Source organism: Trichothermofontia sp. (genome assembly GCF_053493415.1).
On the sequence record NZ_JBRCAD010000130.1, the window covers coordinates 1 to 25,453 of the forward strand.

Here is a 25,453-nt window from a genome sequence, read left to right on the forward strand (position 1 = left end):
CCCCCCCAGGAAGGCCCCCAATACCCGCCAAGGCCCCACCAAATCTACAAGGGATTGCAAACCGCAGGCCGTCGCCAAACTGGAGGTGGGGAGGAAATAGTAGCAGAGGCGACGGGCTAGCCAGCCCGGTTGGATCTCGCTGGGGTGTCGCCACCGGCCCTGCATAATGGCCAGGGGGGTCTCCCCGATCGTCACCACATCCCCAGGTTGGGCATAGGGTTCCACGTACCGCTGGACCACGGCCACCGGATCATCCAAATGGGTTAACAAATGGGTGTGAATCGGCAGGACCCGCAGCGTATCGACCGTCTGCCACTGGGGGGCTGCGGCTACGGCTGGCGGTGCGGCTAGGGGCAGCACCAAATGCCGGGATTTCGGAATACGGCCCTGGGGACCATAGGTGACGTAGTGGACCTGTACCCAGGCAGACTCTAGGGCACTGAGATCATCACCCCGAATCGTCACCGTCACCTTGAGGCGGGTGGTTTTACGGATTTTGACGATATAGGCAAACCAATAGCCATCGGCGCGGGCAGGAGCATCCGCATGGGCAGGGGTGACCGTGGTTTCGCAGGTAATGCCCGCCAAGTTGCTCTGCGACAGCAATTGGGTTTTGGCCCATAGTTCCGGCACCATAATTTCCAGGCGACGGGTGCGGTTAACCAGTTCCATTTCCCCCACCCAAACGCGATGGGTCGGTGTCGCGATCGTTTCCTGCCAGTGTCCCAGGGTCAGGTCCAGATCATTACCGGGACGACGACGGTACTGGATCTCGATCGCCAACAGTCCTAACCCGATCAGGACCAGCACCCCGATCCCTATGTCGATAACCACCATAACGGTTTACCCTAACCCCTTGTGAGTTTGCAGTTTGAAGGTTGCAGTTTCAATTCATTGGCTTTGCATGGTGGGGTAGCCCCCCAAAACCTGCATGAGGATAATAGCGCGAACTGCCAAACCTGAGATCTAGCGGAGCATCCTTCAGACGCTAGGGGGAACTGTAGTATCCTTGGCTAGAAGTTGCCCAGTGCCACCACGTTTAAATACCTAGCGTGGGCAACCCTGCTGACCGGAAAGGAAACGCGAGCTTGCCACTATGCCAGAGGACACCTTACAGGTTACGACTGCCCCAACGATCGCAGCTAATGCCGATCACGAAGCCCCCCCTGCCAACGGGGAAGCGGCACTTCCCTTGTCCCAGCCCCCCTCACCGCAGCCGCAATCCCAGGTCCCCCTCCGGCAACTAGGCATTAACCCAAACCATTGGTACGTGGTCGCCCAAAGTACAGAAGTGACGACGGCTCCGGTCAGTCGCTGCCTCTGGGAAATGCCGATCGTCTTATATCGCGATCACCAGGGCCAGATTCAAGCCCTGGAAGATCGGTGCCCCCATCGTCAAGTGAAATTGAGTCATGGGATCGTCATCGGGGATGCGATCGAATGCGCCTACCACGGTTGGCAATTCAACGGCGAAGGGGCTTGTGTCCACGTGCCCTATCTGGCCGAGAATCAGCAATTACCCACCTGTCGCCTTCGCCCCTTCCCGGTGCGGGAGCAGGATGGCTTCATCTGGGTCTTCCCAGGGGAAGTTGCCTTGGCGGATACCATCCCTCGGTTAGACATACCAGAATGGGAACATTTGAACTATATCGGTTCCGTCGCCGTGATTGATTGTCAGGCCCATTTTTCCTTCCTGATCGAAAACCTGATGGATATGTACCACGGCCATCTACATGAGAACTACCAAGCCTGGGCATCGGCGAAATTGGAGCGTATTGAAGCCGACGATCGTCAGGTCCATGCCCACTACCAGGCCCAAAGCTACTACCGCATCGATAAAATTTGGTCCGTCTCCCAGCTTTTCTTCCCCGCGTTGCGCCGCCTGCATCCCGACCCCCTTGATGTTCGTTATATCTATCCCCACTGGACCTCCACCCTGGGTCAGGATTTTAAGATCTACTGTCTCTTCTGCCCGGTTTCCGCCACCCAAACCCGGGCCTACTTGCTGCATTTCACTTCCCTGAATGCTTTCCCGCGCCTACACAAACTCCCGATCGCCGTGCGTCGTTTTTTCAAAAACCGCCTATCCGGGACGGCTAAGGGGCTACTGGAAGGGTTAATCCGCCAGGATGTCCTGATGATCGAAGAAGAACAACAGGCTGTGGAGCGGGGGGATAGCCCCCGCAATTATGAACTCAACCCCGCCCTGTTGCAGGTGCAGCGGTTGATCCAGCGACAGGCCAGTGGAGTCAAGCGTGAAGGGTAAAGGATGAAAATACGGCCTACTGCCCACAGCCCACTGCCTACTGTCCACTGCCTCGTTTGCGCTTCACACTTCTGAATCATGGGTGCTTCTTCAACTATTCCCGATATTTTTTGCGACTTGCCAACTTTGGTGACCCCACGTTTGTGTCTGCGGAAATTGACGATCGCGGATACGGACGACGTTTTTGCCTATGCTGCCGACCCCCTGGTGTCGCGCTACACCCTCTGGCAAACCCATCGATCGCGCGAGGATAGTGAACAGTTTATTGAGGCTGAATTGGCGAAATACACCAGCCTACAACCAGCAAGCTGGGCGATTGTGCATCAGGCGGTAGGTAAGGTCATTGGCACCTGCGGCTTTGGGTTTTGGCATATTGCCCATGCCCGCATTGAAGTGGGCTATGCCCTGGGACGGGCCTACTGGGGCCAGGGGTTGATGCCAGAAGCGCTGCAAGCAGTGATTACGTTTTGCTTTAGTACCCTCCCCCTCAATCGGATTGAAGCCTTGTGTTTAGTGGAGAACCACGCCTCGGCCCGTGTAATGGAAAAGGTGGGTATGTACTACGAGGGGCTGCTGCGAGAAGCCCTCTGCCATCAGGGTCGCTATTGTGATCTGAAACTCTATGCGATTTTGCAATCTGACTGGAAGCAGGCACAGCAGCTCGACAGATAGGGACAGGGATGGCGATATAAATTGCTATACAATAGGTCGCGACCTGCCCGTAGCTCCCCCCGCTTCCATGATTACGATCGCCCTGCCCAAAGGTGCCCTGCTGAAGGATAGTATTCGCCTTCTCAAACGTATTGGCCTCGATTTCAGTGAATTTCTGGCAGAATCTAACCGCCAATTGCAACTGCTTGATCCAACCCAAACGGCCAAGGGGTTGCTGGTTCGTGCCCAAGACGTGCCGGTTTATGTGGAATATGGTCAGGCCCAGTTAGGGATTGTCGGCTATGATGTGCTGCGGGAAAAAAGCCCCAACGTGGCCCATCTCATCGATTTGGGTTTCGGCACCTGCCGGATGTCGGTGGCCGTCAAGGCCACCAGCCCCTATCGCTCGGCCCTAGAGCTACCGGATAACTGCCGCGTTGCCTCCAAATATGCCCGGTGTGCCAATGAATATTTCCAGTCCCTCGATTTGGCCGTGGAAATTATTCCCCTCTATGGCTCGGTGGAGTTGGGACCGATTACGGGGATGTCGGAGGCGATTGTGGATCTGGTTTCAACTGGACGCACACTCCAGGAAAATGGCTTGACGGAGATTGAGGTGTTGTTCAGTAGCACGGCCCGTCTGATTGCCCATCCCCTCAGCTATCGACTCAATGTCTATGACCTGCAGACCCAGATTGCGGCCCTGAGGCAGGCGATCGCCCCACCCGTCCCCTCAGCTTGATGGCACCCGCTATCGCTTTGCTGCCGCCCTGCTTCCCCCGCTGGGAGGGCGATGTCAGGCGGGTCTCCTGGAAGCCTAACAAAATCTGGATAAATCCACGCCTTCCCGCGATCGCCTGCTAACGTGGGGGACGTATTCCCCAATACGCGGCGCTTCTATGTTAGAGACCCTTGACCTGAACTTGACCCTGGATAAGGCAAGCTACCGCCAACAGATTGAAACCCTCATGCACCAGTTGCATAACTTGCAAAATGCCTGTCGGGATCAAAAACTCCCGATCGTGGTGGTTTTGGAAGGTTGGGCAGCAGCAGGGAAGGGGGCACTGGTACGCAAGATGGTCCAATATATGGACCCCAGAAGCTTTACGGTCCACCCCATCTGGCCACCCACGGAACAGGAACGCTACTATCCTTTTCTCTGGCGGTTTTGGCAACGGTTACCGGCACGGGGCAATTTGGGGGTGTTTTACCATAGCTGGTATACCCACGTTCTGGAGGATCGTCTCTTTGGGCGGGTTGCAGAGAATCGGGTTCCGAACCTGTTCCGGGACATTAGTGCCTTTGAGCGGCAGTTGTTTGATGATGGGGTAGCGATCGTCAAGTATTGGATTCACCTGAGCCGCCAAGAACTCAAAAACCGCCTCAAGGACTATGCGGAACACCCCCTCGAATCCTGGCGGGTGCGGCCCGAAGATTGGCAACAGCAGAAGAACTACGATCGCTACTGTGCCCTGGCGGAGGATATGCTCCTCAGCACCAGTAGCGGACAAGCGCCCTGGACCTTGATTGAAGGGGATTGTGAACGTTGGGCGCGGGTCAAGGTGTTGAGCCAGATGGCGGCCACCCTCACCGAAGCCCTCGATCGTCGCAAAATTCAACCGCCCCCGGTAATCTATCCCCCCCAGGCGAAGCTCGAACCGACGGAACCCGATCTGCTGGCCCAGGTCGATCTCACCAAATCCTTGAGTGCCGATGCCTATAAAAAGAAATTGCGGGAGGAACAGGTACGCCTGCGACAGCTTCAGATCAGCATTTTTAAGGAAAATGTCCCGGTCCTGATCTTGTTTGAGGGATGGGATGCAGCAGGTAAAGGGGGAGCCATTAAGCGGCTCACGGATATCCTCGACCCTCGCAGTTATTTCGTTTATCCCTTTGCAGCCCCCACCCACGAGGAGAAGGATCACCACTACCTCTGGCGTTTCTGGCGACGCCTGCCCACAGTGGGCCAGATTGGTATTTTCGATCGCAGTTGGTATGGGCGCGTCCTCGTGGAACGGATTGAACACTTTGCCACGGATGAGGAATGGCGGCGGGCCTACCGCGAGATCAATGAATTTGAATCCCAACTGACGGGGGCGGGGTATGTGTTGGTCAAATTCTGGTTGCATATCAGCCCAGAGGAACAACTTCGGCGGTTTGAAGAACGCCAGAATGATCCTTTCAAAACCTATAAACTCACCGATGAGGATTGGCGAAATCGGGAACGGTGGCCCCTATACGAAGTCGCCGTCAACCAAATGCTCCAACGCACCAGCACCTCCACGGCCCCCTGGACCCTGGTGGCGGCCAATGATAAGTACTACGCACGGGTGAAGATTCTGGATACGGTCTCGGATGCGATCGAACAGGAGCTAAAACGCCGCAAAAAAGCCGCGTAGGACTGACGGAAATTAAGTAGCTATTGTCTCCAGGTTAGGACAAGGGGCGTCAGCCCCTTGTTGATCACAGCCTTTGCAATGTCCTAATGAGCCTGACTATCGCTATCAGTAGCCAGATGAGGGCGTGGAACATTAGACCGATGAGCGTCTAGATCCATTCTCCGTGGGGGCAAATCGTCCAACCATCCAAGCTTGGGTTAACCTGGCGGCTGAGAACCGGCAAGACAGGTCGAGCGTCTACAAAGGTCCGCGAGATCCAACCGCAAGTCCGGGGATTGCAGACGGAGAGCAACGGATACTGGATATTCTCCTGAACGATCGCCGTCCCGACACCCCCAACCACTACCTCCCGCATGTCCCTTCAGCCCTTCACCTCGACAGTCTCCCTCCAGTCCTGGAAATCGTAGAAAAGGCCCGCGTGGCGGCGACGACTGGGATAGTGCCGAGAACAACTAGCCCCTCCCATGACTGGGAGGGGTCCTGAGAGATTCTAAGCCAACAACACCCTGCGTGGTCCTAGCATCCCCTCTGCGCCATTGGGCCAACCCCTTCCCCAACAACGGAGTCGTGTTTTAGCCTTCAGCCTGACCACTCAGCGGGTTGCCTGCGTCAGGCAAGCGCGAGTTGACGCTACCAACCGTTACGATCGCGCGATCGGGTGTTTTTCCACCCCTAAATGCACCTCTTGGCTGGGCCGACTGGCACGACCATTGTCGTTGCTCTGACGGGGCTGGATCACGCCATACCCCCCATGATTCCGCTCGTAAATCACATTAATTTCATTGGTTTCAGCATTGCGGAACATATAGAAATCATGATCGACCAATTCCAACTGTTCCAGGGCCTCTTGGACCGTCATGGGTGGCATGGCAAAATACTTGGTCCGCACCACTTCCTCCGGCAGGCTAGGGGCTTTCCCCGCCAAGAGATCGGCAGCAACGGGCTGCTCAGTCACAGTCGTTCCGGTCTTGGGTTGGGCTTGGACCTTGCGATCGTGCCGTTTCTCTTTATACTTGCGCAACTGCCGCGCAATCTTGTCAGCAACCAGATCAATGCTGGCATACAAATTTTCGCTGCTTTCTTCAGCGCGGATCACCGTACCATTGGCATACACCGTAACTTCTGCGGTCTGCTTGGGGTTTATCCGAGGGTTCCGCGCCACTGACAGGTGAACATCAATCTCGGTAATCAATGCCTGAAAATGGCTGACGGCTTTCTCAATCTTTTGAAGCACGTACTCATGAATCGCTTCAGTAATCTCAATATTTTTGCCCTGGATAACAAGCTTCATAAAAGCTTCCTCCCCTCATAATTGGGTTGTTCCTTTACTGTAGCAGACCGTGTTTTAGCTTACATCATCACTTTAAGATCCTTTGCATCTCCCCATAATTCGCAGGGACAACCAACGGCTCCCTATAGGGTATTTCTGTTGACTTGCTAAAATTTTTAAGCATTTTGTTATATACATTTTTTAATAAAGTTTTGCAGGTATTGATTTTTTTGGTTTCCAAAGATACGCGATTACATGTTTAATAGCCGTATTGACACGGGTGCAAACACCCCCCATCTGGACAGATATCCGGGTTACCTCTGCCTACCGGGAGCGCTCGACTATACCGAAGCCCTGGTTTGGCAACAAAAATTAATGACTGCCCGCCGCGATCGCCCCGACCTCGTGGATGTGTTGCTACTGCTTGAACATCCCCCTGTCTACACCTTAGGGCAAGGCGCCAGCGAACAGTATCTTAAGGTAGCCCCAAACGCTAGCCCCTTCCCCATCCACCGCACTGAGCGGGGGGGCGAAGTCACTTACCACGGTCCAGGACAACTGGTGGGGTATCCGATCCTCAACCTCCGCCGCTATCGGCTGGATTTGCACTGGTATTTACGGCAACTGGAGGAAGTTATTATCCAAACCCTGGCCACCTATGGCTTAAGGGCCGATCGGCTGGCTGGACTAACGGGGGTCTGGCTGGAAGGCTATAAGCTTGCCGCGATCGGGATTAAGGTGAGCCGCTGGATTACAATGCACGGTTTTGCCCTCAACGTCTGCCCCGACCTGAGCCACTTTGGCGCGATCGTGCCCTGTGGGATTGCCGATAAACCCGTAGGGAGTCTGGCCCAGTTCCTCCCAGGAATCACGATCGCCGATGTCCAACCCCGTCTGATTCAGACCTTTGGTAACGTCTTTGGCCTGAACTGGCAAGAAGTCACCCTCTCGGAGCTAGCGTCTAAGCTCACAAGGGGAGACGAATTTTGAAGGTCGCATTGTGTAGGGACGGGTTGCCCCCCAAAATCTGGGGAACCCGTCACCCCCATCAACCCGCCCATTTAGAATGTTGAAGCTTGAAGCTTGACTTGCCCTCGCCTCCAGCGATCAGGCGGGCAGGCACCCTGCCTGCCCTGTGGATTCCCAACCACTGGCTAAGATAGGCGCGATCGCACCCATCTAACCTGCGTTTAACTAGCTAGGTACTCCCGCACCATTGCCCGACGACGGCGCAGGTGATCAAGGCCCTGGCGTTCCAGTTGGCGTACCCGCTCCCGGCTCAGGCGCATCCGCTCTCCCACCTTCGCTAGGGACAGGCTATAGCCATCCTCCAAACCAAACCGCAGGCTCAAGACTTCCCGTTGCTGCGGGGTGAGTTCATCCATAAGATCCCGCAAATCCTGGCGTAGGGCTTCTTGGGTGGTGAATTCTTCGGGTGAGATATTCTCGTCCTCCAGCAATTCCTGAAGTTCCGTGTCCTGGTTATCCCCCACGCGGACATCCAGGGAAACGGGCTGACGGGATAGGGTGAGGTATTCGCGCACCTGCTCCGGCTCTAGCTCCAGTGCTCTAGCAATATCGGCTGCCGTAGCGCTGCGCCCCAGAGTTTGGGCCAGTTCCCGCTGTACCCGCTTAATTTGGTTGAGCTTCTCCGTGATATGAATTGGGAGGCGCACTGTGCGGGCCTGCTGGGCGATCGCCCGGGTGATGGCTTGGCGAATCCACCAATAGGCATAGGTCGAGAACTTATAGCCCCGCATGGGATCAAACTTCTCCACCCCGCGTTCCAGGCCCAAGCTGCCCTCCTGGATCAAATCGAGGAACTCCAGATTGCGACGTTGGTATTTTTTCGCGATCGACACAACCAGGCGAAGATTGGCCTCAATCATCTTTTGCTTGGCCCGTTGCCCTTGGCGGAGTTGGCGTTGCAGTTCCGTCTCGTCCAGCTTCACCGCCTCCGCCCATTCCGCATGGCTAGGTTCCCGGTCCAGTCGTTTTGCCAGCTTTTCCTTCGCCGTCAGGAGGGCCATCATCTGTTGGACCTGCTTGCCATAGTCGATCTCCTGCTCCGGCGTCAGCAGCGGAACCCGACCGATTTCATGCAGGTACGTCCGGACCATATCGGTTTTGAGTGCAGAGTCCTTTGTTTTCATGGTGATACCTAACGAACGAACTTTAGCGATCCAAAGCAGACAGAACTGATGGCCAAGGAATAGGATCAGCCTATGCCTGTATCCATTTAGACCCAAGCCCAACCCCTAACGCAGCATTGAGTCCTTCAAAGCGCAATGGGGGTGCTCAGCAGCATGGGGAACTCAGTACACTCCAAGACTCAAACTCGTGACCTAATAACACCTTACCTAGAAGTCGGTATGACTTCAGTTTTTCTCGTTGACCATAGTTTAGACGGTGACTGGGGCAAAAAAGTTCACCCAATCGGGTGAATTTCTGCTGGTTGGTTTGGGTGAGTTGGGCGATACCAACGCCGCCTACCAACGCGTTAACCCTAGCGCCATTGTTATCCCTCACTTTACCAAGTGCCCCTGGGTTGATCCTCCCCCTAACGGTATAGTTTGGTACGTGTGGTGATTGCGCCTCGGCAGCAATGGGTGGATTAATCGGGATGGAGCCACGAGGCGTGTCAACGCCACACCTGGGCAATTCCGCATCAGGTGCGGGTTGTCTCAGACGTTTTCTGAGAACCTTTATCATGCAACACCATCCCCCACTGAGTCGGGGGGGATAGCCGTACTTTGCCACGGTGGATTGCCGTTAATACCATCGTCAGGACAGGATTCTAGAGGGGATGCCAACAACTGTTCTCCTTTCCCAGCCCTTTCATCCGGCCCCACAAGATTTCACCGAGTATCTTATAATCACGTTGGGCTGTAATGTTAAACATTGTTGCGAAATCATTGCGAAATTGGCGTGAGCAAGGAATGTGGATCAGCGGCTCAAAAGTGTGCATGAGAGGTGCGCCCCTCGCCAGCGAAAACAACGCCTAAGGATTCGCACCCATCTAGCCCTGTGATCTTGCTTCCAATCACCATCAGCAAATACCCCATACCCCCTAGGACACCCGGTAAAGAGAGGTCAGCGTGCTTGAAGGCATGAACCAGGCAAATGAGCATTTAGAACCCGTTGATCCGATCGCTGCGCCCCCAGGCACAACGACGGATGTCTTATCCGAGGGGACTGATGCGGCAACGCCGACCTCCCAACAGCCCCCGATGTCGGCTGCTACGCCCCCGGTCTCCGGTAAGGCTAATTTGGCCCGGTGGTTGTTCTGGAGTTTTGCGTTTGTCATTACTACCACGGCTTCTGCCACCCTGGGGGCCGTTCTCATGCTCATGACGCCCCTGCCGCCGATCGGTCTGGTCAACTCATCAACAGCCGGACGTCCGGCAAATCCCTGGCGTGGCGGCTTCCAGTATCGCTTGACTCGCCCTGTTCAGATCTTGGTGATGGGCATCGATCGGGTGCCGGATGTGCCGCCCGATTCGCCGGAAGTCTTTACGGGGCGAAGTGACACCCTGTTACTGCTGCGTTTTGATCCCAATGATTACTCGCTGAGTGTATTGTCTATCCCCCGCGATACCCAGGTCCAGATCCCGGGCGTGGGTCTGACCAAAATTAACCATGCAAATGCGTTGGGTGGACCGGCCCTCACGGCACGGGTGGTCAGCCGGGCGTTGGGCGATATTGCCATCGATCGCTACATTCGGGTGAGTACGGATGCCCTGCGGGAACTGGTCGATGTGTTAGGGGGGGTGGAGGTCTTTGTCCCCAAGGCCATGTCCTATACGGATAGGACCCAAAAGCTCGACATTAATCTCGATCAAGGCTGGCAAACCCTGAATGGCGATCAGGCGGAACAGTTTGCCCGATTTCGAGGCACAGCGTATGGCGATATTGGCCGCGTCCAGCGACAGCAGGTATTGCTATCAGCCCTGCGACAGCGCTTAATCAGTCCAACGGTCTTACCGAGGCTGCCAGAGATCGTCCGTTTAATGCAACGCTACCTGGACACCAACCTGAGTTTGGAGGAAACCCTGGCCCTAGTGAATTTCGGGCTAAAGCTGGATGGGGACAGTGTCAAGATGGTGATGTTGCCAGGGCGCTTCAGTGATCCGAGTGAATTTGCCGCTAGCTATTGGTTAGTCGATGCCGATCGCCGCGATCGGGTGTTGCAGAGCTACTTCAAGATCACCCCCAGCCGGGATCTTTGGCGCACAACCCCCACCCTGGCTGACGATCGCGAACACGCGACCGTCCTGCGGATTGCGGTCCAAAACGCATCAGGGCAACCGGGGGTGGGACATCGGGTGGCGGACTATCTCCAGGACAAGGGGTTTGATCATGTCTATGTCATTGAAGATTGGCCCGATACCCTCCGCCAGACAGAAATTATTGCCCAACAGGGGGACCTACAGGGGGCCGATCGCCTCCAGAAACTCCTGGGCCACGGACGGGTGGAGGCAGCGTCGATCGGGGATATTGAGTCCGATGTGACGATTCGGGTGGGGGCCGATTGGCCGGAAGCCCCCAAGACCCCCTTAGGGCCAGATGAATTGAGCCAGTGGCATTGATCCCAGGCGTGTCTGAGGGCGATAGAGGTTGAGTAACGATCCTTCCCCCTGCACGATTGCCACCCTCGATCAGGCCCTCGTCAATCGGCCCGATCGGCCCCCTGTGGTCCTGCTGGATGCCGTCGGTACCCTGTTTGGTGTCCGTGACAGCGTGGGAGCGGTGTACCGGGAGGTGGCTAGCCAGTTTGGCGTTGCGATCGATGCGCTGAGGCTCGATCATGCCTTTGTTCAAGCCTTTGCCGCCGCCCCTCCGATGGCCTTCCCAGGGGTTGAACGAGATACCCTCTACCAGCAGGAGTTCCAATGGTGGCAAACCCTGGCCATTGAGACCTTTGCCGCCGCAGGCTACCTGGAGCAGTTTCAGGACTTTGACGCCTTCTTCCAAGCGCTCTATGACCACTTTGCCACTGCCCAGCCCTGGTTTGTCTATCCCGAAGTACCGACGACCCTGGCCCAGTGGCGAGAGGCCGGGATTCAACTGGGCGTGCTGTCCAATTTTGATTCACGGCTCTTTGCGGTGCTAGAAACGCTGGGGCTAGCAGAATTTTTCACGACGGTGACCATTTCCACGGCTGCTGGTGCGGCCAAACCCGATCCCCAGGTGTTCGCGATCGCCCTCCAGAAGCATGACTGTCCCCCTGCCAAGGCCATTCATATTGGCGATAGCTACCGGGCTGACTACCAGGGTGCCCAGCAGGCAGGGCTACAGGCGTTTTGGCTCCGGCGACAAAATTATTGAGCCGCAGGCATAGCCGTTTATAAAAAAACCCGCCAAAATGGGCGGGTGTTGTTGTGAGAAGAGTGGCGGTTGAGCGCTCGTAGCGTTGACCGCCTTTTTTTATCCTCACCCAGACATACCCAAATTGGGTTATGTTCCGGAAATATAAAGTTTTGTAACCAGCTCTGGTTCTAAAGGTCTTGCCGCCAAAACAGTAGCGAAAATCACTAACCTCAGGTTAACGTTAAAAGCGAGAACCTTAAGTATGGCTTAACAATCCTGGCAACACCCCTGAAAACACTCATTCCCCACCCCACCCCTTCAGTGTGGCTGCTTGGCCTGTCGGACTGTCCTTCACTGGCTTTAGGAGAGACAATGGAAGCACGGTCCCAGGTTGTGTTTGCTGGTCCGCCGAGGGGGCCTAGCCAAAGCCGTCACCCCGCCCAGGTTGGCCGTACGTGACGCCGATCGGCGATGCGCTGTCTGCAACCGGTCCCACCACCCACTGCATCTTTGCCCAATTGTTGCTCTTAACGCCCTAACGCTAAATCTATGATGCCTCATCAGCCTGTTCGCGTCGCCTCTTCACCAGAGAATCTCCCCAATCTTGCCCCCCCTGTCCTGCCCGCATCTGTTCACGCAGGCTCTCCGCCAGAACCTTCCAGGGCATCATTGCCCCCGCATCACGCCGATAAACCGGAAGAAGCCTGCGGGGTGTTTGGGGTCTATGCCCCTGGGGAGGATGTGGCGACTCTGACCTATTTTGGCCTTTATGCCTTGCAGCACCGGGGTCAGGAATCGGCGGGTATTGCGACCTTTGATACGATCGGCGCCGCCTCAACCCGGATCTATGTCCACAAGGATATGGGCCTAGTCTCCCAGGTGTTTAGTGAAACGATCCTCAAAACCTTGCCGGGGCATTTGGCGGTGGGCCATACTCGCTACTCGACTACGGGATCGAGCCGGATTGCCAATGCGCAACCCGCGATCGTGGAGACCCGCCTCGGTACCCTCGCCCTTGCCCACAATGGCAATCTGGTCAATACCACTGAACTCCGGACACAACTGGAGCAACAGCAATGTGACCTGAAAACAACAACGGACTCAGAATTGATTGCCCTAGCGATCGCCCAGGAAGTCGATACCGGCAAGGATTGGCTGGAGGGGGCCATTAGCGCGTTTAACCAATGTCGGGGGGCTTTTAGCCTCGTGATCGGTACCCCAGCGGGGTTAATCGGCACCCGTGATCCCAACGGCATTCGTCCACTGGTGATTGGCACATTGAACCAGGGGGAATTGAACCTGGCTCCGGCCTATGTGCTGGCATCGGAAACCTGCGCCCTGGACATCATCGGGGCGGAATACCTACGGGATGTGGAACCGGGTGAAATGGTCTGGATCACCGAGGCGGGGTTAGCCTCATTCCATTGGGTAGCCCAACCCCAGCCCAAGCTCTGTATTTTTGAGATGATCTACTTTGCCCGTCCCGATAGCGTCATGCAGGGGGAGAGCCTCTATAGTTATCGGATGTTGCTAGGTCGCCAGTTGGCGCGGGAATCGGCTGTGGAGGCGGACATGGTGATTGCGGTGCCCGATTCTGGCGTGCCTGCGGCGATCGGCTTTTCCCAGGAATCCGGTATCCCCTATGCGGAGGGCCTCATCAAGAACCGCTACGTGGGCCGCACCTTTATCCAACCTACCCAATCGATGCGGGAAAAGGGCATTCGCATGAAACTTAACCCCCTACGGGATGTCCTCCAGGGGAAACGGGTGATTCTGGTAGATGATTCGATCGTGCGGGGGACCACCAGCCGCAAAATTGTGAAAGCGTTACGGGAAGCGGGCGCAACCGAAGTCCACATGCGCATTTCATCGCCGCCCGTCACCCATCCCTGTTTCTATGGCATTGACACCGATAACCAGGATCAACTGATTGCCGCCACGCGATCGGTGGCAGACATTGCGCAGCAAATTGAGGTAGACAGTCTGGCCTACCTATCCCAGGCAGGGATGCTGAAGGCAACCCAGGATAACCCGGAACATTTCTGTACCGCTTGCTTTAACGGCCAATATCCGGTTCCGGTGCCCGAACCCCTGCAGCGATCGAAGCTCATCCTGGAGAAAAAAACGCCCGCAATGACCGTATAGTTGCGTCAGATCCCCCATGTCCTTTGACAATCTTTGTAAACTCCTGGCCGAAAAATATCCAGACCGGATCGTGGCCTGGCTTCTCGGCGAGGCCCCCCAACGTGTGAGCGTCCTCAAAACCGAACTCAGCATCGAACCCCTCCGGGCTGACGCCGTAGTGTTCCTCCGCACCCCAAACCGGATTTTGCATCTGGAGTTCCAAACCCAGCTCCAGTCTGATCCGCCCCTGCCCCTGCGCATGTTGGACTATTGGGTGCGCCTGTACCGCCGCTATCGGCTGCCCGTTACCCAAGTGGTGGTTTTACTCCTGCCCCCGCCAACAGATACGGTGATTGAAACTTGCTTTGCCTGCGAGGGAACCGTCCATCCCTATCAGGTTCTTTGCCTTTGGGAGCAGGACCCCCAACCCCTGCTGGCTGATCCGGCCCTACTCCCCTTTGCTGTTTTGATCAATCAGCCTGATCCAGAGCAGTGGCTAAGCCAAATCGCCCAACGGGTGCGTCAGTTAGAATCAGAGCCAGAACGGCAGCAAGTTTCTACTTACGTGCAATTATTAGCTGGCTTAAAATTTGACAAGGGGCTAATCCGTCAAATTTTTCGGGAGGGGATTATGCGCGAATCGGTCATTTATCAAGAGATTTTCCAAGAGGGTGAACTCAAGGGTCGCCAGGAAGGTCGCCAGGAAGGTCGCCAGGAAGGTCGCCAGGAAGGTCGCCAGGAAGGTCGCCAGGAAGAGGCAGCCGCATTAATTCTACGGATCTTAACCCATCGCTTTGGTGAGGTTCCCACCCCAGTGCAGACATGGGTCCAACAGTTAACCGTCGAGCAACTGGAGACCTTGGTTGATGCGGCCTTAACGGCCCCCTCAATTGCGGCTTTAGGGGAACTCCCCGATTTTGTGCTGGAGGCGCGGCGCGAACGGAATGAATCGTAATCAGGTTTTGATCAACCGTTAGGCTTAGCTGGGCGATCGGGACAAGATCGGGCTTAAGCAGGGGGCCAACCGTGTGGCGACTAGGACCCAGGGACCGTCGGGACCCAGTTGCCAAGGCCCGCAGTCGTCCGATAAGCTGAACCTCAATCCTGACCCGCATCTGAACCCAAATACTTGTGACGCCAACTACGCCCAAACGTCTGTTAATTGCCGCTAGCGGTACCGGGGGGCATCTTTTCCCAGCTTTAGCGGTCGCTGAAGCACTCCCTGATTATGAGATCACCTGGTTAGGGGTGCCCGATCGCCTGGAGGTCACGCTCATCCCCCCCCACTATCCCCTGAAGACGGTGGCGATCGGGGGGATGCAGCAACGGTTGGGACTCTCAACCCTGGGCCTGCTGGGGCGCATGGCACTGGCTACGGTGCAGATTCGGCGTTGGTTAAAACAGGGACAGTACTGTGGCGTGTTTACAACCGGGGGCTATATTGCGGCCCCGGCGATTTTGGCGGCGCGATCGCTGGGATTACCCGTCGTTTTGCATGAGTCGAATGCGATTCCGGGGAAGGTGACGACCTGGCTGAGTCGCTGGTGTACGGTGACGGCGATCGGGTTTGCGCAGGCAGCGGCCCGGTTGCCCCAGGCGAACACCGTGACCGTGGGCACGCCCGTGCGATCGCAGTTTTTCCAAGCGACCCAGGCCCCGTTACCGTTGGCGGTGCCCGATGCTGCGCCCTTGCTCGTCGTTGTGGGGGGAAGTCAGGGGGCCATCGCCGTTAACCAATTGGTGCGCCAGTGTGCCCCAGCCTGGTTAGACGCGGGGATTTGGATCGTGCATCTGACAGGGGAACACGATCCCGATCGCATGGCATTACAGCATCCCCATTATCTGGCCTTGCCCTTTTCAGATCAGGTGGCAAGTTTATTAACGCGGGCGAACCTAGTGATTAGTCGGGCAGGGGCAGGTAGTTTAACCGAGTTAGCGATGACGGGAACACCGTCAATTCTCATTCCCTATCCCTATGCCGCTGAGGATCACCAAACCTATAACGCCCAAATTTTTGCCGATATGGGTGCAGCATTGTGGCTACCTCAAAGTCAATTAACCCCAGTTTTATTGCAGGAAAAGGTCCTCAGCTTGCTTCAGGATGAGGGAGCCTTGGCTCAGATGGCCGATCGGGCACGGGCAATCGCGGTTCCCGACAGTGCCCAACAGGTCGCGAATCTCATTAAACAGTTATCTTAAAATTAAAAAATGCCTTGAAAAACAGGGATTCTGATTGAGAATTACCTGGTATACCGTGGGGGATGTTAACATCTTGGCGTTCAACTCTTCCAGACTGATTCCTCATCATCTCAGCGTCATTAGATCCGCATTGAAAAGCCTCGTATCCCAATCCAGAAATAGCAACAATTACGAGAAGTGCAAAAACTGCCTTTGCCCATCCAGCCATTCCCTCCCTAATGAAGTACGGTCAAGCCTTGCGAACAAGGAGCTTAAGCCCCTTGTCTGTCCCTCACCAAGTATGGAAGTGCTGGATAGCAATCTCAGGTGATGTGTAAGCGTGGGGTGGGCATCTTGCCCGCACAGGCTAGAAGCTTTCGCCACCATCCTTCACAAACCCTTGAGGATTGCCATATCAGTAACGGTTGAAATGCGTTCACAATTGAAACCCCAAAGAAGGATCGTTTGCATATTGCTCAGAAATAAATGCTGTAGTATAGTCATCCGCTCAGATCAGGATATTGGCCGCCTTCTATGGCGAAGCAACAACCATCGCTTAATGGGCTTGGAACTCGATCACACTTTTTTTGAGCGTGATTTGATACTGGTTGAGGAAATCCTGCCCCAAAAGACCCATGTCCTCATCTGAGGCCACGATCGCGACCCGCAGATTCTTCATCACCCGCCCGTTGACCGTAATGGCTTGCACCTGCCCCATCGGCAACTCCACCAGTTCCCCACTTGCCACCCGGAAGGTTTCAGTTTCCTTAGGTTCAACCTGAAGTACCTCGGCCATTGCCTGGGTAATCGTGGTAATACTTGCCCCCGTGTCCACCAGCATCTCAAAGGACTGGCGGTGATTAAACAGGACATCAATCACCGGGCTTTGCCCCTGGCGACGTTTAATGGCCGCCCGAAAGCAGCGAGGCTGGGCCGTAGAGGCAGTGACCTGCCAGCCCAACAACAACCCACCCAATGCCAGCAATATTTCCAGGATTCCCAAGTCAACCTCCTTGATCAGGATGGGGCACTAGGCGAATTCACCACCCATCGGCGCACTGGGGTCAAACTTTTGGGCATGATCCCGCAGGAGGATACTGAGTTGTCCAGCAACCGCCTTGGTCCCGGTCACCTCCTTCAGCTTGGCGGGGCCGCCCGGTGCATCCGGTTTCTGGAGATTAGCCGTGATCGCCTCTTGCACTTGGGCCGTGATCAGGGTTTGCAATTCCTCCTGTGCCCGTTGACGTTGGTAGGCTGCGCCCCCCTCCGTGGTGGCATACAGGGGAGGCAGACGATTGAGCGCATAGGCAGCAATATCCGCCAGATCGAGGGTCTGCTCCAGTAACGACTCCACCTCCGCAACCCGCGAGATCGCCTCCGCCAGGACTAATTCCTCCATAACGTTAATAAACTGCTTGCGGGGCACCGCAACGACTTCCCCAATAAGTAAAGCCCCCATTAGGCGATCGAGGGCCATATATTCTTCAATTGATAATTCAGCAGCGGTGTCGCAAATCCGCCCCACCTCAGCTTCCATTGTCGGTGTGAGATACCCATCCCGCAGGGCTTGTTCAACAATTTTTTCAATACTACTCATATCTTTTTTTTCAATACTACTCATATCTTCTCTTTGCCTCTGTGCTGCTGTAACGCCGCTGTTATGCCACTAGGGGGGCACCCCAGGTCAAGCCACAGACCTGTTCCTTCCCCAGTCTTACTGACGAAAGCCCATCTGCCAAGGGGTTGTCCATCCGACAGGGGTTACCTACTCCATTCCCTGATAGCGCCAGGGAACCGGATCAACGGCCTCTCCATGAACATACAACCCCCAGTGCAAATGGGGACCCGTAGCAACACCAGTTGATCCCACCGTACCAATGACTTGGCCTGCCTGCACCCTGTCGCCTTCACGGACATTAATGGTATGCAAGTGGATAAGAATACTACTGACCCCCTGACCGTGATCAATACCCACCGTATTGCCATGAATAACAAACCCTTGGGACTCTCGCCCCACTAAGGCCACCTGGCCAGCAGCGGGGGCCACCACGGGTGAACCGGTCCCAGCCCCATAGTCTACGCCTCGGTGGTAGTAATCCTGGGCAAATTCGCCATTGTAGTAACGTCGCACGCCGTAAACCGTGGTTACCTCAGCATTACTGGGCCGGAGGAAGGGACCCGACCAAAACTTTTGGGGACTGACAATCCGTTTGAAGGCATCCACCCGATCGAATTCGTAATCCGTCCCTGCCAGATTATCCTTACCGGGGGGGAGCCAGAGGCGCTGGGTGGGGAAGTCTCGTCCACCCAGGGCAACGCTCAGGGATTGGGACTGTCCCCCCACAACCACCTGCAAGGATAGGGTTCCCGGTCGCATTAACGGCGTGGTAGGTACTAGGGCACGGTAACGGTTGGGGCCAACGGCAAAGGCAGGATAGCGCTTATTCCCTAGTTGGACGGTAGGCGCTTCATTTACGGGACCATCGGGTTGAACGATGACCGCAAGGGTGTCGCCGAGGGTGGGATTACTGGGGGTAACCTGTACCTGCAATGCTTGGGCGGCAGAACTGAGGGTAAATAGGCCCACCGCCACGCCAGACAGGGGCAGGAGGGGTAGGGTGGGCAGAACTGTCCCTAGGGTCATCCCCAGGGACAGTAGGTAGGCTAGGCCCGATCGCCCGCGAAGATGGGGGGCAGGGGCCAAGTCTGGTTTCAAGGTTGGATTCATCGTTAGGGGCATTGCAGTGGCGAGTCCTGTGTCAAGCTTAGGAGAAGGGCTTCGGCTGGCTCAGCCCGAACGGATTAGGCCCGGTCACCCTGAGCCGGTCGAGGGGAGGGCGTTGTCGAAGGGGCTTAGCGCCGATCTACGACCCGACAACCCATTGTTTTCAGCATGATAGTCTACTCGCAGGACACAGGGGTTAGGCAACCAAGGTCGCCCTTAATTTTTATTGATTCCCAGCCTTTCGTCGCGTTCCACAGAGCCCCTTCAACCCGGCCACGCCTGAGCAAGACAGCCACCGCCCAGGTTCGCCTAAGTCTGTTACCATACCGCACGACCTTTCGTGATCCGGTGCCAAGTATGGTTAGACAGTCGTCGCACTCCTGGAAGCTGGTATGCCAGCAGTTTGTGGCGCAGTGTATGCGCACGACCTTAACAGTATTTGCCTTGGCAACAGTCACCGCCGCACCAGCAATGGCACAACTGGACAGCGGGGTTGGGCCGGCGAGGGCCAGCGGCAGCCCAGGTAGCGATCGCGGCACCCTAACCCTGGGGACTGCCACCAATTACCCGCCCTTCGAGTATCGCGATGAGCGCCTGAATGCCCATGAGATTGTGGGTTTTGATATCGCGATCGCCCGCTATATTGCCCAGCGGCTAGGCTATAGGATCACCCTGCGCGATATGAGCTTTAACGAGTTAATCCCAGCTTTGCAGGCCGATCAGTTAGATTGGGCAATGGCGGCGATCACACCCACCCCAGAACGGCTGGAAAAGGTTGCCTTCTCAGATGTTTACTTTGAGTCCCAAAATACGATCGTCAGTCGTCAGGAGCAACCCCTTACCCAAACGGCAGATCTGGCCGGGAAGCGGGTTGGTGTCCAGTTAGGGTCCATTCAAGCCGCCTACGCCCAAAAGCTCGCAACAGCAATGCCCGTGACCCTCATCAGCCATCAGCGCATTAGTGAACTGATCCAAGCCCTCCGTCAAGCTGAACTTGATGCCGCCATTATCGAAGACAAAATTGCTGAAGTTTACCTGGAAGATGATCCCACTTTAATGGTCAGTATTATTCCCAATGTGGAGCCGATGGGGAGTGCGATCGCCTTTCCCAAAACCTCAGAGTTGGTGGATGAGGTGAATCGAGTTTTGCAAGAAATGCGGGAGAATGGTGAACTCGATCGCTTGATTCGACAATGGTTTGCACTGCAATAAATCAAAATGCTCAGCCAGGCGGGCACCTCGAAAAACCCATCCGGCCCTACCCTACTCCGTTATCCCAAACATTATCCCATCGGATGGGGCCGTTGAACGGCCCCATCCCAGATTCATCGAAGTCCCCATTCGTTAACCCGCCAACCCCGATCACATCCGGCAATATCAGGCAATCATTGAATAAGATCGGATGGTCAGCCCCGTATTGGGCTGGACGAGGAGTGGGCAAAGGGGGGCAAGGATACAGATTGCCTCGAATCTCGTGCGAGATGAGGCGCTGGAAGCTTGGACTGCCTATGGGGGAGCTGCGCCTAGCGCTGCCTTACCCTAGGGGATAACGACGATCAATGTATACGAAAATTTAAGATCGCTTGCGAATATCATTGTTACATTTGATGTAGTGTTTTTACGAGTATTAGCCACTTGCTTAGCTCTAGCTCTGATACGAGATTCGATATTGCCACCATCGTCCGGGGATATGCACAGGGCTATTTTTTAATGGCAAACGATGGCGAGGACACGGTTGGTTGGTATACGAGTCGGCAACGTGCATTAATTCCCCTTGACGATCGCTTCTCCTATCCCAAATCCCTGCGTCGTGTATTGAATCAAAATCGTTTTACAACGGCTGTTAATCGAGATTTCTTAGCCGTCGTAGAAGGGTGTGCTAATCGTGAAAGTACCTGGATTTCCAAAACCCTAAAAGAGATCTATTGGGAACTCTATAAGACCGGTTGGGCCTATAGTTTTGAAACCTGGCAGGGTAACCACTTAGCGGGTGGTATCCTTGGGATTGTGATTGGTGGTGCATTTATGGGAGAGTCGATGTTCTATCAGGTGCCAGAAGCCTCAAAGGTAGCAATGGTAAAGCTTGTTGAACAGTTGCGCGATCGGCGATTTCTTCTATTTGATGCCCAAATCAATAATCCCCACTTGGAGCGTTTTGGCGCATATGTGATCAACAACAAACAATATAAGCGCCTTTTGCAACAGGCACTACAACGCCGCTGTTCATTACTATAGGCCGTTAGCCGTTGTTAATGTAGAGGTGAAGAGCCAGAGCCAATAAGTATCTGCGATCGTATCACCTGCTGCGATCAGGTAACGATGTTTTTAATGACACGAGCCTGTGATCGGAATGTACGGCCAACCGTGAAGATGAATGACCAGGGACATGGTCTAATCGATAGGCGGGGGCAAGGCAAAAATTAAACCATCAGGATATAATAATATAAGCAGGTTACTCCGAGGGTGAAAGTGGTCTTTTACGCACCCGATGAAGATTTTAGTGATTGAAGATGATGAACTAATTGCCACCGTGTTGTCAGAGATGCTGACAGCTCATCACTATATTGTGGAACATGCCACTGATGGCAAGACGGGATTAGATCTGGCCCAAGCCTTTACCTACGATCTGATTGTCTTGGATCTGTCAGTTCCCCTGCTAGATGGCCTGAGTGTGTGTCGGAAACTGCGGCAGCAGGGGCTATTGACCCCCATTTTGGTGTTAACGGCTAGAGACTCGGAAGTGGATAAGGCCCAAGCGCTAGATGCGGGTGCTGACGATTATGTCTGTAAACCCTTTAATGCCCTGGAATTACTGGCCCGCATTCGTGCCCTGATCCGGCGGAGCCAGACGGTATCCACCCCCTCCCTCACCTGGGAACGCTTGGTTATGCATCCGCTGCGGGGTGAGGTCACCTATGCCAAGTCCTCCCTAGCCCTGACCCCCAAGGAATTTGCTCTCCTAGAACTGTTCTTGCGCCATCCCCAACGGATTTTTAGTCGCAGCGCCATCCTCGACCAACTGTGGCCCAATGAAAATCCACCGTCGGAGTCAGCCGTCACGATGCACGTTAAGGATCTGCGACAAAAGCTCAAGGCCGCAGGGCTCACCCATGAGGTGATTGAAACGATTTATGGGATGGGCTATCGCCTCAAAACGCCCCCGCCAACGCCAAAGGCGAGCGAAACGCCCCCGCCGTCTTCTCCCCCTAGCGCAACCACCGAGGCTCCCCGATCGCGATCGACCCCCGTCACCAGTCCCCAGCCGCCGCTGGCGATACCCAGCTTAGCCCAGCTCGTCACCCGTTTCCAGCCCCACTTTAGGCAGCAGATTGAGTGGTTGGTGACCCTTCAGCCCCAATTAAGCACCTATGCCCCGGATGACCCGCTTTGGCAACAGGTCAGGCAGGCAGTGCATAAACTAGCCGGAACCTTGGGCACCTTTGGTTATATCAGGGGGTCTAGCCTAGCCAAGGAAATCGAACAGATCCTAGGCCAGAGCACGAATTTAGACACCACCCAACAGCAGCGAATTCATCATCTACTCTCGGCATTACAGCAAACCTTAGCCGAACCGCCGCCTTGCTCCCCCTTCGCAGCACCCACCCTGTTGCCGACGGCTCTAGCCACCGGGAAACATATTTTGGTCATCGATCGCGATCCCGCCTTTTTGACGGCCATGCAGGCGATCGCCCCCGATTGGCAGTTCAGTGTCACGATCGCGGATAACCTCACCGACCTGCCGCAAGCCCTTGCCCAAACGCAGCCAGATGTGGTGCTCTTAGACTTCACTTTCCTGGCCGAGTCGGGAATAGATTTGAGCGTGAGTCAACCGCTCCTGCAAGCATTAGTCAAGCAAGCCCCACCGCTACCCGTAGTTGTGTTGAGCCATCAGGATAGTTTAGAAGATCGGGTTACCGTTGCCCGCCTTGGGGGTTGCCGTTTTTTGCCACGACCCACCACGATCGAAGCTGTTCTACAGGTCCTCCTGGAAGTCCTACAACAGAAACAGCCCATTGCGGCCAAGATCATGGCAGTTGATGATGATCCAGTCCTCCTCACCAGTCTGGACAGCCTACTCAAACCCTGGGGACTCCGTCTGACCCCCCTCATGGAGCCACGCCAGTTTTGGCAAGTCTTAACCCAACTGGTGCCGGATTTATTAATTTTGGATCTGGAGATGCCCGCGTTTAGTGGGATTGATCTGTGTCAGGTGGTGCGACAAGACCCCCACTGGGGCGATCTGCCGATCCTGGTCCTGACTTCCCATACGGATAGCACCACCATCCAGCAGGTGTTTGCAGCAGGGGCCGATGATTTTGTGGGTAAACCAGTGCGGGGACCAGAGCTAGTAACTCGCATCCTTAACCGCCTTGAACGGGTATGCCTGCGGCAGCGACTCAACCATTAGCCAGATAGGACCGATTCCTGCGCTCCTAGCGATCGCGATCGAGGGCAATCGGTGTGCCCTGTCCCCCCGACCCTGCCTGAGTGACAAGCGGTCTCCTGCCCAGGCCAAGTCAGCGATCGTGGACATATTACGATTCTCTAATGGCTAGGCAAACGCCTGATCCACTCACGCGCTGGGAAGATGGTCAGGATCGATGCCCAGCGATCGTAAATAAGCCGCCAATTGGGCAGCCCGTTGCCGTTCGACTTCCGCCCGTTGATGTTCCTGCTCCGCCCGTTGATATTCCTGCTCCGCCCGTTGCCGCTCCGCCTCACCCGGCAGGGGGTATGCCTGCCCCTGGGCATCGTACCAGGCCAGGATCTCTTGCTCAATACCACCTAGGGATTGCCGACAGAACCCGATCCCCAACCCCACGGTTGCTAACCAATAAGGGGTATTGGTCTGATCGGTACTGAACTGAAGTTGGTATTGCCCCTCACTTAACTGGTATGCCTCCAGGGGCTGGTGACGATCGCGTCGCCAGAATTCCGGATTGTAAATGACGTAATATAACACCCCCAACTTGGCGTAAATCGCCATTTTTTCGCCGTATTCGCCCCCCGGTTTGTGGGAGACCATCTCCAGAACTAAGGTGGGGACAACCCAGTTTTCCTCCCAGGTAGCATAGCTGCGCCGCGATCGCCCTCCCTTACGCCGCTCGACCCCCAAACTCAGGAACGCATCCGGTAGACCGGTACCCGTGGATCATCACCCGTGGTGTGGTAGACCGCCATATCGACCCCAAAGTACCAATCGAAGCGATCGGCCCACAGATGCGTTAACACCCACAGCAATAGGTTCGGGAGTAAATTCTGATCTTCATTATCCACGGGTGTATCGTCGGAGCTGGGTAACTCTTCGGTTGAGGGTAAGTCCGTTAGCAGATAGGGCAGACGGGGCGCAATCATGGCGGCGGCCTCGTGGGGCTGGATAGTTTCGATTATAGGCAGAAGCACAGTCGCACTATCCACGGTATCGCCACCCTCATCCCTCGCGTTTCGCTTGGGTCATACCTGGGAGTAACAAGACCCCCGTACTATCTAGCCAAACCAAACCGGCCCCCAAGGTTTCAGCCAATATACTAATGAGGCGATAGAGGGCAACGGTACTAAGCAGAACACCAGCCGAAAATTGTTGCCCCAATAGGGCGATCGCAGTGGCCTCAAAGATCCCTAATCCACCAGGGGCACCGGGCACGATTAAGCCTAACAACCAGGCGAAACTAAAGGCACTGATAATCCCCGGCAGTTGATCCAGGGCGATCGGGGCGAGGGCCACCAGCGTCAGACAAAACCCTAGCCCCCGCAAGCCCAGAAAGCCCAATTCGCCTAACAAGGGTCCCAGGGGATAGCGGTGAATCACAAAATGGCTAGCCTGGACCATTGAATTCCCCAAGGCTTTGGCTTTCAGTTGGGCAGCCCGCTGTAAGACCGGGTTCAAACAACGGGGATGGATAATCAGCAACACCCCGATCAAGCTCAGAAGTTGCCAGCCCCAATTCCCCTGTTGTCGGCCCAGGAGGGCAATCAGCAGGGCCGCCGCTGCCATCAGCAGGGGTTCCATCACCACGCTCAGAAGGGCCATACCCGTGCCCACCCCCGCTGCCATGACGGCCCGAATACGACCATAAAAGTGCCAAACATTTCCCGGTAGATATTTCGCCAGATTGGTGCGCAGATACACCTGAACCAGCCAAGTAGGTTGCAAGCTACCCTCGCTCGCAGGAGCATCAGCCCGCAGGAGTTTCAGTAACCACGTCCATACCCAAGCGGCCCAAATATGGGATAACAGGGTGACACCGAGGGCAATTACCAAAATAGCCAGGGCTGCCGCATCTAGGCGAATGGCGACAACCTCCTGCCAGTGTTTTTTCAGCGTGGCTCCCAGGAAGAAGAGCGTTCCCCCCAGGATGGCCCAACGCAGGGAAGCTTTCAGGGATTTCTGTAAAACCTGCATAACCCAGCTTGCGACACTGCTCCCATGCCAAAGGTTCGTGATATCTTAAGGTTAAGGTGAACTATTGTAAAGAAACTTAGGATTTTGTAAAAACAGTTGTGCTGCTGGTACGGGCTTGCTAGCAGCA

The 25,453-nt window shown here is 55.5% G+C and carries 22 protein-coding genes and 1 pseudogene; 13 read left to right on the forward strand and 10 right to left on the reverse strand.

Annotated features, from left to right (window positions below; translation table 11 throughout):
- Positions 1 to 837: pseudogene (locus tag ACWIUF_RS11310) on the reverse strand (F420-0:Gamma-glutamyl ligase); the annotation flags it as partial.
- Positions 838 to 1,096: 259 nt separating this feature from the next.
- Here ACWIUF_RS11310 and ACWIUF_RS11315 point away from each other — a divergent pair.
- From ACWIUF_RS11315 to pap, 4 genes are all read left to right on the forward strand, one after another.
- Positions 1,097 to 2,266 carry an aromatic ring-hydroxylating dioxygenase subunit alpha gene (locus ACWIUF_RS11315; protein ID WP_448572471.1) on the forward strand — a complete coding sequence of 390 codons (1,170 nt, stop codon included), beginning with the start codon at positions 1,097 to 1,099 and terminating at the stop codon, positions 2,264 to 2,266.
- 78 nt (positions 2,267 to 2,344) lie between these two features.
- Positions 2,345 to 2,938 (forward strand): GNAT family N-acetyltransferase, encoded by a 594-nt coding sequence (locus tag ACWIUF_RS11320; protein ID WP_448572472.1) that lies wholly within the window; start codon positions 2,345 to 2,347, stop codon positions 2,936 to 2,938.
- A 67-nt stretch (positions 2,939 to 3,005) separates the two neighbouring features.
- On the forward strand, positions 3,006 to 3,659 hold the full coding sequence (gene hisG, locus ACWIUF_RS11325; protein WP_448572473.1) for an ATP phosphoribosyltransferase: 654 nt from the start codon (positions 3,006 to 3,008) through the stop codon (positions 3,657 to 3,659).
- A gap of 157 nt (positions 3,660 to 3,816) precedes the next feature.
- Positions 3,817 to 5,316, forward strand: a complete 1,500-nt coding sequence (gene pap, locus ACWIUF_RS11330; RefSeq protein WP_448572474.1) for a polyphosphate:AMP phosphotransferase — start codon at positions 3,817 to 3,819, stop codon at positions 5,314 to 5,316.
- Positions 5,317 to 5,464: 148 nt separating this feature from the next.
- On the opposite strand, the gene ACWIUF_RS11335 is transcribed toward pap, so the two are convergent.
- Both ACWIUF_RS11335 and hpf read right to left on the reverse strand, forming a co-directional pair.
- Positions 5,465 to 5,671: a hypothetical protein gene (locus tag ACWIUF_RS11335; RefSeq protein WP_448572475.1), complete on the reverse strand. Its 207-nt coding sequence runs from the start codon at positions 5,669 to 5,671 to the stop codon at positions 5,465 to 5,467.
- Positions 5,672 to 5,956: 285 nt separating this feature from the next.
- Positions 5,957 to 6,607 (reverse strand): ribosome hibernation-promoting factor, HPF/YfiA family, encoded by a 651-nt coding sequence (hpf, locus tag ACWIUF_RS11340; RefSeq protein WP_448572476.1) that lies wholly within the window; start codon positions 6,605 to 6,607, stop codon positions 5,957 to 5,959.
- Between the two features lie 234 nt (positions 6,608 to 6,841).
- On the opposite strand from hpf, the gene lipB reads away from it, so the two are divergent.
- The gene (lipB, locus tag ACWIUF_RS11345) at positions 6,842 to 7,576 is read left to right on the forward strand and encodes a lipoyl(octanoyl) transferase LipB (RefSeq protein ID WP_448572477.1); all 735 of its coding nucleotides are present in this window, start codon (positions 6,842 to 6,844) and stop codon (positions 7,574 to 7,576) included.
- Positions 7,577 to 7,776: 200 nt separating this feature from the next.
- Here lipB and ACWIUF_RS11350 read toward each other — a convergent pair whose 3' ends face one another.
- Complete coding sequence (locus tag ACWIUF_RS11350; RefSeq protein ID WP_448572478.1) at positions 7,777 to 8,739, reverse strand: RNA polymerase sigma factor, RpoD/SigA family; 963 nt, start codon at positions 8,737 to 8,739, stop codon at positions 7,777 to 7,779.
- Positions 8,740 to 9,696: 957 nt separating this feature from the next.
- Between ACWIUF_RS11350 and ACWIUF_RS11355 the strand changes: the two genes are divergently transcribed.
- The 5 genes from ACWIUF_RS11355 to murG all read left to right on the forward strand — a co-directional run bounded on the left by ACWIUF_RS11355 (position 9,697) and on the right by murG (position 16,219).
- Positions 9,697 to 11,175, forward strand: a complete 1,479-nt coding sequence (locus ACWIUF_RS11355; protein ID WP_448572479.1) for an LCP family protein — start codon at positions 9,697 to 9,699, stop codon at positions 11,173 to 11,175.
- Positions 11,176 to 11,203: 28 nt separating this feature from the next.
- Entirely contained in the window at positions 11,204 to 11,914 is a 711-nt protein-coding gene (locus ACWIUF_RS11360; protein WP_448572480.1) for an HAD-IA family hydrolase, read from the forward strand.
- A 651-nt stretch (positions 11,915 to 12,565) separates the two neighbouring features.
- Entirely contained in the window at positions 12,566 to 14,041 is a 1,476-nt protein-coding gene (gene purF, locus ACWIUF_RS11365) for an amidophosphoribosyltransferase (RefSeq protein ID WP_448572481.1), read from the forward strand.
- Positions 14,042 to 14,057: 16 nt separating this feature from the next.
- Positions 14,058 to 14,975, forward strand: a complete 918-nt coding sequence (locus ACWIUF_RS11370; protein WP_448572482.1) for an Rpn family recombination-promoting nuclease/putative transposase — start codon at positions 14,058 to 14,060, stop codon at positions 14,973 to 14,975.
- Between the two features lie 176 nt (positions 14,976 to 15,151).
- The gene (gene murG, locus ACWIUF_RS11375; RefSeq protein ID WP_448572483.1) at positions 15,152 to 16,219 is read left to right on the forward strand and encodes an undecaprenyldiphospho-muramoylpentapeptide beta-N-acetylglucosaminyltransferase; all 1,068 of its coding nucleotides are present in this window, start codon (positions 15,152 to 15,154) and stop codon (positions 16,217 to 16,219) included.
- 535 nt (positions 16,220 to 16,754) lie between these two features.
- Here the strand turns inward: murG and ACWIUF_RS11380 are convergent.
- The 3 genes from ACWIUF_RS11380 to ACWIUF_RS11390 all read right to left on the reverse strand — a co-directional run bounded on the left by ACWIUF_RS11380 (position 16,755) and on the right by ACWIUF_RS11390 (position 18,926).
- Complete coding sequence (locus ACWIUF_RS11380) at positions 16,755 to 17,201, reverse strand: retropepsin-like aspartic protease family protein (RefSeq protein ID WP_448572484.1); 447 nt, start codon at positions 17,199 to 17,201, stop codon at positions 16,755 to 16,757.
- Between the two features lie 27 nt (positions 17,202 to 17,228).
- Positions 17,229 to 17,819, reverse strand: coding sequence for a late competence development ComFB family protein (locus tag ACWIUF_RS11385; RefSeq protein WP_448572485.1), 591 nt, complete (start codon positions 17,817 to 17,819; stop codon positions 17,229 to 17,231).
- Between the two features lie 144 nt (positions 17,820 to 17,963).
- Positions 17,964 to 18,926: a M23 family metallopeptidase gene (locus ACWIUF_RS11390; protein WP_448572486.1), complete on the reverse strand. Its 963-nt coding sequence runs from the start codon at positions 18,924 to 18,926 to the stop codon at positions 17,964 to 17,966.
- 354 nt (positions 18,927 to 19,280) lie between these two features.
- Here ACWIUF_RS11390 and ACWIUF_RS11395 point away from each other — a divergent pair, with 354 nt between their 5' ends.
- The 3 genes from ACWIUF_RS11395 to ACWIUF_RS11405 all read left to right on the forward strand — a co-directional run bounded on the left by ACWIUF_RS11395 (position 19,281) and on the right by ACWIUF_RS11405 (position 23,331).
- Entirely contained in the window at positions 19,281 to 20,135 is an 855-nt protein-coding gene (locus tag ACWIUF_RS11395) for a transporter substrate-binding domain-containing protein (RefSeq protein ID WP_448572487.1), read from the forward strand.
- Positions 20,136 to 20,558: 423 nt separating this feature from the next.
- Positions 20,559 to 21,158, forward strand: coding sequence for a leucyl/phenylalanyl-tRNA--protein transferase (gene aat, locus ACWIUF_RS11400; protein ID WP_448572488.1), 600 nt, complete (start codon positions 20,559 to 20,561; stop codon positions 21,156 to 21,158).
- A gap of 253 nt (positions 21,159 to 21,411) precedes the next feature.
- A complete protein-coding gene (locus tag ACWIUF_RS11405) occupies positions 21,412 to 23,331 on the forward strand; it encodes a response regulator (protein WP_448572489.1) in 1,920 nt (639 codons plus the stop codon).
- A gap of 165 nt (positions 23,332 to 23,496) precedes the next feature.
- On the opposite strand, the gene ACWIUF_RS11410 is transcribed toward ACWIUF_RS11405, so the two are convergent.
- Genes ACWIUF_RS11410 through ACWIUF_RS11420 form a run of 3 tightly spaced genes read right to left on the reverse strand, consistent with a single transcriptional unit; the run spans position 23,497 to position 25,326 of the window.
- The gene (locus ACWIUF_RS11410) at positions 23,497 to 24,039 is read right to left on the reverse strand and encodes a Uma2 family endonuclease (protein ID WP_448572490.1); all 543 of its coding nucleotides are present in this window, start codon (positions 24,037 to 24,039) and stop codon (positions 23,497 to 23,499) included.
- A gap of 2 nt (positions 24,040 to 24,041) precedes the next feature.
- Positions 24,042 to 24,326: a hypothetical protein gene (locus tag ACWIUF_RS11415; protein WP_448572491.1), complete on the reverse strand. Its 285-nt coding sequence runs from the start codon at positions 24,324 to 24,326 to the stop codon at positions 24,042 to 24,044.
- A gap of 28 nt (positions 24,327 to 24,354) precedes the next feature.
- Positions 24,355 to 25,326 carry a UPF0104 family protein gene (locus tag ACWIUF_RS11420; RefSeq protein ID WP_448572492.1) on the reverse strand — a complete coding sequence of 324 codons (972 nt, stop codon included), beginning with the start codon at positions 25,324 to 25,326 and terminating at the stop codon, positions 24,355 to 24,357.
- Between the last annotated feature and the right edge of the window lie 127 nt (positions 25,327 to 25,453).

Bases quoted from the DNA above. Each gene is read 5' to 3' on its own strand.
- ACWIUF_RS11405 (WP_448572489.1), top strand. From the start codon at position 21,412: ATGAAGATTTTAGTGATTGAAGATGATGAACTAATTGCCACCGTGTTG.
- ACWIUF_RS11395 (WP_448572487.1), top strand. From the start codon at position 19,281: ATGGTTAGACAGTCGTCGCACTCCTGGAAGCTGGTATGCCAGCAGTTT.
- ACWIUF_RS11320 (WP_448572472.1), top strand. From the start codon at position 2,345: ATGGGTGCTTCTTCAACTATTCCCGATATTTTTTGCGACTTGCCAACT.
- ACWIUF_RS11390 (WP_448572486.1), bottom strand. From the start codon at position 18,926: ATGAATCCAACCTTGAAACCAGACTTGGCCCCTGCCCCCCATCTTCGC.
- pap (WP_448572474.1), top strand. From the start codon at position 3,817: ATGTTAGAGACCCTTGACCTGAACTTGACCCTGGATAAGGCAAGCTAC.
- ACWIUF_RS11315 (WP_448572471.1), top strand. From the start codon at position 1,097: ATGCCAGAGGACACCTTACAGGTTACGACTGCCCCAACGATCGCAGCT.
- hisG (WP_448572473.1), top strand. From the start codon at position 3,006: ATGATTACGATCGCCCTGCCCAAAGGTGCCCTGCTGAAGGATAGTATT.
- ACWIUF_RS11335 (WP_448572475.1), bottom strand. From the start codon at position 5,671: ATGCGGGAGGTAGTGGTTGGGGGTGTCGGGACGGCGATCGTTCAGGAG.
- ACWIUF_RS11370 (WP_448572482.1), top strand. From the start codon at position 14,058: ATGTCCTTTGACAATCTTTGTAAACTCCTGGCCGAAAAATATCCAGAC.
- ACWIUF_RS11385 (WP_448572485.1), bottom strand. From the start codon at position 17,819: ATGAGTAGTATTGAAAAAAAAGATATGAGTAGTATTGAAAAAATTGTT.
- ACWIUF_RS11350 (WP_448572478.1), bottom strand. From the start codon at position 8,739: ATGAAAACAAAGGACTCTGCACTCAAAACCGATATGGTCCGGACGTAC.
- ACWIUF_RS11355 (WP_448572479.1), top strand. From the start codon at position 9,697: ATGAACCAGGCAAATGAGCATTTAGAACCCGTTGATCCGATCGCTGCG.
- hpf (WP_448572476.1), bottom strand. From the start codon at position 6,607: ATGAAGCTTGTTATCCAGGGCAAAAATATTGAGATTACTGAAGCGATT.
- ACWIUF_RS11420 (WP_448572492.1), bottom strand. From the start codon at position 25,326: ATGCAGGTTTTACAGAAATCCCTGAAAGCTTCCCTGCGTTGGGCCATC.
- lipB (WP_448572477.1), top strand. From the start codon at position 6,842: ATGTTTAATAGCCGTATTGACACGGGTGCAAACACCCCCCATCTGGAC.